Below are 8,087 nucleotides of genomic sequence, written 5' to 3'. Positions count from 1 at the left end.
ATTTAAGCCTGGATACAAACGAAAAATAAGGCAAAAGCTTCTCCCAAGCTTTTGCCTTATTTTCATTCTTATCCCAAACCGCTGCCTTCTGTTACAGCGTCAGGAATCCCAGTTACTTTCTTCACTCACACTTCTATCGGGTACACACATTTTCTCCCAAAATCCCCCGATATTCATTTCTTGTCATCAATCTCCTCCTTAAATTTTTATATACCATTGCTTGCTATGGGGAGATCATAGCACATTTTTTTCCAATTGTCCTGCGATGTCCGTTAACAATAGGTTTTTTGACCACATAATAAGATTTCACTTCACTGAGCTAGAAAAATAACGTCACAAATACTTGGAAAACTTTATCATCAAACTCGTATTCCACACAGCCACCATACTTATCTGCCGCCGACTGAATACTTTCCATTCCCAGTCCATGCAGTTTTTTATCCTGTTTAGCAGTCTCAAAGCGGCCATTTTTCTTGATTGGCTGTACTTCCATGCTATTTTTCACAGCAATGAGCAAGAGTCTGTTTTTCTGTGAAATTTCCACAGTAATCCATTTTCTTCCATAGTGAACTAATTCACACGCTTCTATAGCATTATCCAGCAGATTTCCTAAAATAACGCACATATCATTGTCTTTTATCGTTACCTTATGTAATTTGTCAACTTTACATTTCATATGAATATTTTTATGTATGGCCTCTGTCTTTTTATAATTTAAGATTAAGTCGATAATCTGGCTCCCGGACCATACACATTCGTTCAATGCCTGAACCGGTCCGATGATACTTTCCATATACTCCATGGCGGCATCCTGCTTTCCGCTTTTCATATAACGGTACATAATATTCACATGTTTCTTCAGATCATGAAATATCTTCTGGTTATCCCGGTACATCTGGTTCAAATCACCCCAGCTGTCTTCTAAAAGCTGATTTCGGATAAGTATCATCTTGGTATTCTCTTTCTCATTCCGGTACATCACATATAGGCCAAATATCATTGCGATCATAAGGATTAGCGCAAAGAACAAAAACCAATCTGCTATGAATCCCATACTAACTTCATTTGCATACACTTCCTGAAAATTATAAACACCAATATATCCAATTCCGCTAAGGAGAAGAAGCCATTTTGTATAGTAGCTGATCCGAATGGAAGATCTTTCAAACAAACCTTTTAAATGTCTATATAAGAAAAATGCTCCCACCCTTGTAAACAGCAGTATCATTACACGGCTGAAGCTGATATCGTTGTCAATGAAGATTCCAATATCAGGACGCCTGACCAATATACTGACCAGGTAGATGTTCATCAGGTCGCACAGCGCCAGGCCAATATTAAAAATCGCTGAGATCGTAAATATTGTTATAATCTTATCCCGGTACAGCAAAAATCCGGAAAGATATGTTAGAATAATGGTTAATAACAATACCCATCTGGAAAATAGAATTACCTGCCTGTTCATTACCAAAATACCGGCAATGACGATTGTCAGGGTCTCCAATAAAACATAATATTTCTTCCCGGATACTCTTTTATCAAAGAAAATCCCCATCATTTTCAGACAGATCTGTATTTCAACGGCTGTTAACAGGAACTGTAATCCATTCAGAAATATGTTCATTTATGGTACCTCCAGAATGTATGTATTTTCTCTTTCACTTCTTTAAGTCTGGACTGACTAACCTTCAGACTAATCCGATCTTCCATTTCCAATACATTCCCCATCAGCCCAACCACATGCAAAATGTTTATAATATAGCCTTTTTCAATAAATACAAAATCTTTCGGTGATAAATTTGCATATACCTGACGAAGACTCTTCCGTTCATGTTTTGTTCCCGATTTTGTTACGAATACAGCATTCTTGCCATCTCGGAATATATAAATAATATTCCGGTAAAAGATCTTCTCAAACCTCAGCTCAGTATTAATAATGTAGTATTCCTCAGCTTGCAGGCTGAGTTCTTTCAAAACTGCACCCAGGGCTTCCGGAATCTTTTCCTCCAGCATTTCTTTTGGTATGAAACGGAATGCCCTTACTTTAAAAGCATCCAGAACTACTTCAAAATGCGATGTAATAAAAATTATATAGGATTCAACATTCTTCTTGATTAATTTCTCTGCGAGCGCTAACCCATCCATATCGGGAAGTTCTATATCTAAAAAATAGATCTGATACCGCTTATTACCTCCTAAAGCGAATAATAACTGTTTGGAACTGCCAAAGGCCTCCACATTCTTTTCTACTCCCTCATGGTTTAAATATTTTATGATATTTTGTTTTATCAATGCTGCACAATTTTCTTCATCATCCACAACTGCAATATTTACCATAACTCCACTCTCCATAGTATTCATGTCATTCCCACAACTTTATCGTACCACCTCTGCTGCGTGTGACTCCAGTAGTTCCTAAAGCTTGAATTGGCAATAAAGACGCAGTGTTTCCTTTATCCAAACTTTATATAAAAACAGCCGTACGCTCAACACATACGGCTATCTGTTTATTCCCTCATCCCTCCTTTTAACGCCTTCACAACTTTTAATATCATTTTAATCTCTTTATTCGTACAATCCCGCATTTCCATGGTAATATCATTTAATTGAAAATCTCTCGATTTCTTTACACTGTCGCATAATAGTTCATCTACGGAGACTTCAAAAATATTGGCTATTTTAACGATTGTCTCCAGACTGCCTTTTGATTTTGCAGTTTCCAGATTACTTATATACTGTGTTGATAATCCAATATTTTCTGCGAGCTGTTCTTGGGTAATGCCTTTACTTTTTCTTATCTTCTTAATTCTTTTTCCTAATTCGATATAATCCACTACCATATTGCTCTTACCTCCTGCATTTGACTCTTATTTTATGCAAGATATGATAAAATTATAATGGATCATAAGTTTAATTTATCCTAATTATTATATTTTTATATAACTATTCATTGATTTTTTACAAAAATCCATGTAATGATTATAGTAGAAACTTTTACATTACTACTACAACGTCTCACTAAGCCCCGCAGCACGTCTGCACCAAGCGTTCCACTGAACCTCATAAGCTATTTTCAAACACTTTCCTTCTCAAAAAAACTGCATGCCGTCTCATAAAATTCCTGCCCGTTGGACAATAATGCCGGATGTCCGCCTTTTTCAAACAGCTTTATTTTGCCATGGCCAATCTTCTTAAGCAGTCCCTGATACACCTCTTCATAAAACTGGGGTGAGGCGAACTCGTCTTCGCGGCTTCCCGTCAATAAAATTTCTGCTTGCAGTTCTGATAAAGATTTATGAAAAAATTTACCGATCCCTATGTAGTGATCATGGATCGCCTTTGTATCATTGTCTACAACCTGTTCCCAGCCTTCTCCATGGTTAAATATATAAAAAGATTTTGTTCCTTCATCCTGTTTGGATGCTTCTCTGTCTTCGATTACATTTTCCACAAATGCTTTTAACGGCACTTCTCCTTCAAAACTGTCCGCAATTACTTTATTTACCAGATCCGGTCTCTCCAGTGCAACATTGATTGCCACCTGGGCACCGCCGCTGCTTCCTATAAGGTTTACATTTTTATAGCCAGTCTGGTCTAAAAATGCAATTACCTGCTGTGCCTCATCAAACCACAGATCGGTCTGAAAGGTATCCAGACGGTCTGATCTGCCATGTCCCAGAAAATCAATTAATATGGTTTTAAACTTCCCCCGGTATAATTTTTCAGTTTCTGCAAACATCCTGGAGGACGCGGTATTTCCATGGAGAAAAAGCAGGGGCTGTCCACTGCCTGCTTCTTCGTACCAGCACTTCTTATTGTGATATATAAAATATGGCATATAATCTCTCCTTAAATGAAATTTTAATGTATGATATACATTAATTTTTATAAATTGTTATTTTTTGCTCTCTGTTATCTTATTGGCCTTCTCATATACTTCCCTTGGTTCCACACCAATATTAAATTTCCCATCTTCATACAGTACTTTTCCGTTCACCATGGTTAGTTTCACATTTTGTTTACTTCCACTGTATACTAGATTTTTCGTTATATTATTAACAGGCTGCATATTGGGCTGGTTCAGGTCAATCAGAATCAGATCTGCCAGTTTTCCTTCTTGTAATGTATCACAGTCTTTTAATCCCATTGCCCTGGCACCCCCGGCGGTTGCTGCATAGAGCACCTGATTGGCATCTACTACGGATGCATCCTGCTCCCTGAGTTTGGCCATCCCAGTCGTCAGGAACATTTCCCGGAACATATCCAGACAGTTATTGCTTGCCGGACCATCGGTTCCAATTGCCAGGTTAATGCCCATCTCCAGAACCCTTTTAATGGGAGCAATACCGCTTGCCAGTTTCGCATTGGAGCCGGGATTGGTTATGACGGACATCCCATGTTCCTGAAAGATTTTAAGATCTTCCTCTGTCATGTGCACGCAGTGGTATCCTCCTCCGCCATAGCGGAACATTCCAAATTGATTCAGGTAAGCAGTAGGCGTCATATGATTGCGTTCTATACACCCTTTTACTTCCGAAAGGCTCTCCGAATTGTGGGTATAAACAGGTGCATGATACTTCCCGGCAAGATCAGCCACTCCCTCCAGCAATTCTCGGGAAGTGGTATATTCTGCGTGAAATCCGATCTGAAAACTGATCAGCTCATGGTAACGGTTGTATTTTTGATACCAGGCGTCTATCTGATCCACTGACTGGGTGAAATCATTTAAACCACTGGTCATAACCGTCCGAAAGCCGCAATCCACAGATGCCTGTGCTATGGTATCCGGAGTGAGATACATATCAAAATTAGCCGTTATCCCGCTGGTGAGGTATTCCATGATTGCAAGCTTGGATAAATGGTAGATATCATCTGCACTTAACTTGGCTTCCATAGGAAAAACCTGCTGGTTCAGCCAGTCAAGCAGCGGCATATCATCTGCAAAGGACCGAAGAAAAGTCATTCCGGAATGCGTATGGGCATTCTTAAATCCGGGCATCAGCAAATTATCCTCACAGTCGATTTCCCTGTCCCAGCTTCCCCGTTCTTCCTTGTACCCGTCGCATAATCCATGCCGGGCTGCATGATTGTCACACTGAAACGAGGTGGAAGAATCGTGCGAGTTCCTTTCCATGCCAAAATCTTCTTTCAGGCTTCCCTCTCCCACATAGGAAATCAGGCTTCCTTTTACGTGTACTTCTCCCCGCTGTACCTCAAATCCATTTGCCAACGTTAATATCCGGGCATTGTAAAATCGTATATTCATGTCACTCTCCCCCTATTCTTCATTTTTGAAATTTATCTGTTAGTCTATTTGCATCTATCGTATATTCATGTCATTCTCCCCTACTCTTTATTTATAAAATTTATCTGTTGGTTTATTTGCATTTTAATCTTTTCGTATTCTTGTCCTTTATGCATGTTAGTATTTCATCGTTTCCCTTTATCATATATCTCACCCAAAGCACGCGGCGCGCGGGTTTGGCGTGAGAAAAACACCAGAAGCAGCAGGGTTAAGACATAAGGCAGTATCATCACCAGATCAGAATATGTGCCCGGCATGTTCCATACCCTGACAAGCTGGTATCCGCCCGATCTTGCGAAACCAAACAGCAGACAGGCGCCCAGTGTGGGAATGATTCTCCAGTTTCCAAATATCATGGCAGCTATGGAAAGGTACCCGTATCCGGCATAAATTCCCGAGGAAAAGTTCGATGAAATGGAATAAGCAAAGCTGATACCCGCTACTGCTGAGAGTGCCCCGGATACTCCAACTGCCAGGAAACGCACTTTTTCCACGGAAATCCCTGCGGCATCCACTGCATGTGGGTTATCTCCGCAAGCCCGCAAATGCATGCCAAATCCTGTTTTATATAGAATATACCATGCCAAAACCATAATTGCCAGTATAATAATTTCAAATGGATATATATTCTTGAATACTGCTCCAATTATCGGCAGCTCAGATAAAACCGGTATATGAAAGCGCCCGGATACACCCAGAACAAATTTATCAGATGGACTGGAAAAAATGCTGCTGTTTATCTGTTTCGTCAGAAATGAGGTCAGTGCCATTGCCAGAATATTCATTACAACTCCGCTGATTACCTGATTTGCGCGGAAACGAATGCACAAAACTGCATGGAGCATAGAATACAGAACACCACCGATTACAGCACCTGTCAATGCAATATAAAAAGGTATCTGTGACTCCGGTGCAAAATGAGTCATGGCAAATACTGCTGCCAAAGCTCCGGAAAATGCCCCAAACCCCTGTAAGCCCTCCAGCGCCAGATTGGTGATTCCGCTTTTCTCACTATAAATTCCTCCGATTGCCATTACAAACAACGGCAGCGCAAATGACAGTCCATCTATGATTATCCCTTCCATCACTTACCTCCCATTTTGCTTAATCGATGCGAAAAATATGCATTGCATGCAGAAATCAGCAGGATCAGGCCCGTGATTACCGAAGCGATTTCTGCCTCTACCCCGGATGCCGAACTCATATAGGTACTTCCTTTACTGATGATGGAAATTAAAAATGAAGAGAAAAAGATACCGACAGATTGATTTCCCCCCAGCAGTGCAACCGCAATTCCATCAAAACCCGCAGAGGGCAATGTTCTGGGACCAATAGAACCAAAGTACCCCAGATAGTACGTGACACCAGCCAATCCTGCAAGCCCTCCGGAAATCACCATTGCAAGTACAATATTTTTTCCCACATTCATTCCTGCATATTTGGCAGCTGTGCGGCTGGCGCCAACTGCCTTTATTTCAAATCCTGCTGTGGTCTTCTGAAAGAAAAAACGCATCCATACCACAGCTGCAATTGCCAGAATAATCCCCAGGGGAATATCAATCCTGATATTTCCTGCTTTCACATCCATCAAGGTCAGTCTCGCTGCTTTGCTCACCGGATTGGACTGACGGGAGATGGGGTTTATATAAAATGTATTTATAAAAAAACTGATTACATATTGGGCAATATAATTAATCATTATGGTAGATACAACTTCATTAATGCCAAAGCGGTATTTTAGTCCTCCAACCAATCCTCCGATCAGAGCACCGGTTATGATTCCAATTACAATGACCAGTGGTTTAGCCACATATGCAGGCAGGTCCCCATATCCGGCCAGAACTGTGGCGAGATAGCCGGATACCAGCATCTGTCCCGATACACCGATATTAAAAAGACCAGCTTTTAAGGCTGCGGCAACTGCCAGTGCCGAAAACAGAAGTGGGGTCCATGCATTTAAGAAGCTGGTAAAATCCGTCAGCATATTCTTGGAACCTGCATAACTTCCTTTTGGAAGCAGACCACATCCCTTTAACAGATCGCCATATACCGTTACCGGATTTTTCTTTAAAATCAGCAGTATAACTCCACATACCAGAAAGCTGAAAGCAATGGAAACCACAGGGATTATAGCTGCTCCAACTCTATCCTTTTCCCTTGCGGGAACCATCTGTTTCTTCATTTTGCCTGCCTCCCTTCACTCCCATCATAAACTGGCCAACTTCCTCTGTGCTCAGCTGATCTGCAGACGCTATCCGGTTCAGCTTTCCATTAAAAATGACTCCGATGGTATCTGCCAGATTCATAACTTCCTCCAGTTCCAGAGAAATCAGCAGAATGGCTTTTCCATGGTCCCGTTCTTTCAGGATCTGACTGTGAATCCGTTCAATCGCACCGATATCCAATCCTCTGGTAGGTTGTACAAAAATCAGCAGTGACGCATCTCTCTGCGTTTCCCTGGCTATAATTGCCTTTTGCTGATTGCCTCCGCTCATAGTCCGCACTTTCGTCAGGCTGCCTCTGCTGCATCGGATGTCATATTTCTCGATAAGTTCTCCGGCATGGCTTCGTATCCGCTGCTGCTGCAGTACCCCTCGTCTTGAAAAAGGCTCTTTAAAATAGGATTTCAATACAAGATTATCTTCTAATGAGAAGTCAATTATCAGACCATAATTCTGTCGGTCTTCGGGAATATAAGAAATGCCGGAAAGAACCCTGGACCTAATACCTGCTCGTGTGATATCCGCTCCATTTAGCAGAACAGCCCCCTGATGGACATGTA

General features: G+C 41.1%; 8 protein-coding genes. All 8 read right to left on the bottom strand.

Going from position 1 to position 8,087, the window contains the following annotated elements; genetic code table 11:
- Positions 1-319: 319 nt before the first annotated feature.
- Positions 320-1,624 carry an ATP-binding protein gene (locus ACH2DQ_RS05200; protein ID WP_394914874.1) on the bottom strand — a complete coding sequence of 435 codons (1,305 nt, stop codon included), beginning with the start codon at positions 1,622-1,624 and terminating at the stop codon, positions 320-322.
- The gene (locus tag ACH2DQ_RS05195) at positions 1,621-2,337 is read right to left on the bottom strand and encodes a LytR/AlgR family response regulator transcription factor (protein WP_394914873.1); all 717 of its coding nucleotides are present in this window, start codon (positions 2,335-2,337) and stop codon (positions 1,621-1,623) included. The genes ACH2DQ_RS05200 and ACH2DQ_RS05195 overlap by 4 nt, the downstream gene beginning before the upstream one ends.
- Before the next feature lie 170 nt (positions 2,338-2,507).
- Positions 2,508-2,840, bottom strand: coding sequence for a helix-turn-helix domain-containing protein (locus tag ACH2DQ_RS05190; protein WP_395025835.1), 333 nt, complete (start codon positions 2,838-2,840; stop codon positions 2,508-2,510).
- A gap of 233 nt (positions 2,841-3,073) precedes the next feature.
- Positions 3,074-3,838 (bottom strand): alpha/beta fold hydrolase, encoded by a 765-nt coding sequence (locus ACH2DQ_RS05185; RefSeq protein WP_394915939.1) that lies wholly within the window; start codon positions 3,836-3,838, stop codon positions 3,074-3,076.
- A gap of 57 nt (positions 3,839-3,895) precedes the next feature.
- Complete coding sequence (locus tag ACH2DQ_RS05180) at positions 3,896-5,266, bottom strand: amidohydrolase family protein (RefSeq protein ID WP_394915940.1); 1,371 nt, start codon at positions 5,264-5,266, stop codon at positions 3,896-3,898.
- Between the two features lie 164 nt (positions 5,267-5,430).
- The gene (locus tag ACH2DQ_RS05175) at positions 5,431-6,390 is read right to left on the bottom strand and encodes an ABC transporter permease (protein ID WP_394915941.1); all 960 of its coding nucleotides are present in this window, start codon (positions 6,388-6,390) and stop codon (positions 5,431-5,433) included.
- Complete coding sequence (locus tag ACH2DQ_RS05170; RefSeq protein WP_394915942.1) at positions 6,390-7,487, bottom strand: ABC transporter permease; 1,098 nt, start codon at positions 7,485-7,487, stop codon at positions 6,390-6,392. Before ACH2DQ_RS05170 ends, ACH2DQ_RS05175 begins: the two co-directional genes overlap by 1 nt.
- A partial coding sequence (locus tag ACH2DQ_RS05165; protein ID WP_395025831.1) for an ATP-binding cassette domain-containing protein occupies positions 7,450-8,087 on the bottom strand: 638 nt, incomplete at its 5' end. The genes ACH2DQ_RS05170 and ACH2DQ_RS05165, both read right to left, overlap by 38 nt.

It is taken from the genome of Robinsoniella sp. (assembly GCF_034124845.1).
This window is presented reverse-complemented; position numbering and strand designations above follow the sequence as displayed.

Coding starts and splice junctions, on each gene's coding strand:
- ACH2DQ_RS05200 (WP_394914874.1), bottom strand. CDS start 1,624: ATGAACATATTTCTGAATGGATTACAGTTCCTGTTAACAGCCGTTGAA.
- ACH2DQ_RS05170 (WP_394915942.1), bottom strand. CDS start 7,487: ATGAAGAAACAGATGGTTCCCGCAAGGGAAAAGGATAGAGTTGGAGCA.
- ACH2DQ_RS05190 (WP_395025835.1), bottom strand. CDS start 2,840: ATGGTAGTGGATTATATCGAATTAGGAAAAAGAATTAAGAAGATAAGA.
- ACH2DQ_RS05180 (WP_394915940.1), bottom strand. CDS start 5,266: ATGAATATACGATTTTACAATGCCCGGATATTAACGTTGGCAAATGGA.
- ACH2DQ_RS05185 (WP_394915939.1), bottom strand. CDS start 3,838: ATGCCATATTTTATATATCACAATAAGAAGTGCTGGTACGAAGAAGCA.
- ACH2DQ_RS05195 (WP_394914873.1), bottom strand. CDS start 2,337: ATGGTAAATATTGCAGTTGTGGATGATGAAGAAAATTGTGCAGCATTG.
- ACH2DQ_RS05175 (WP_394915941.1), bottom strand. CDS start 6,390: ATGGAAGGGATAATCATAGATGGACTGTCATTTGCGCTGCCGTTGTTT.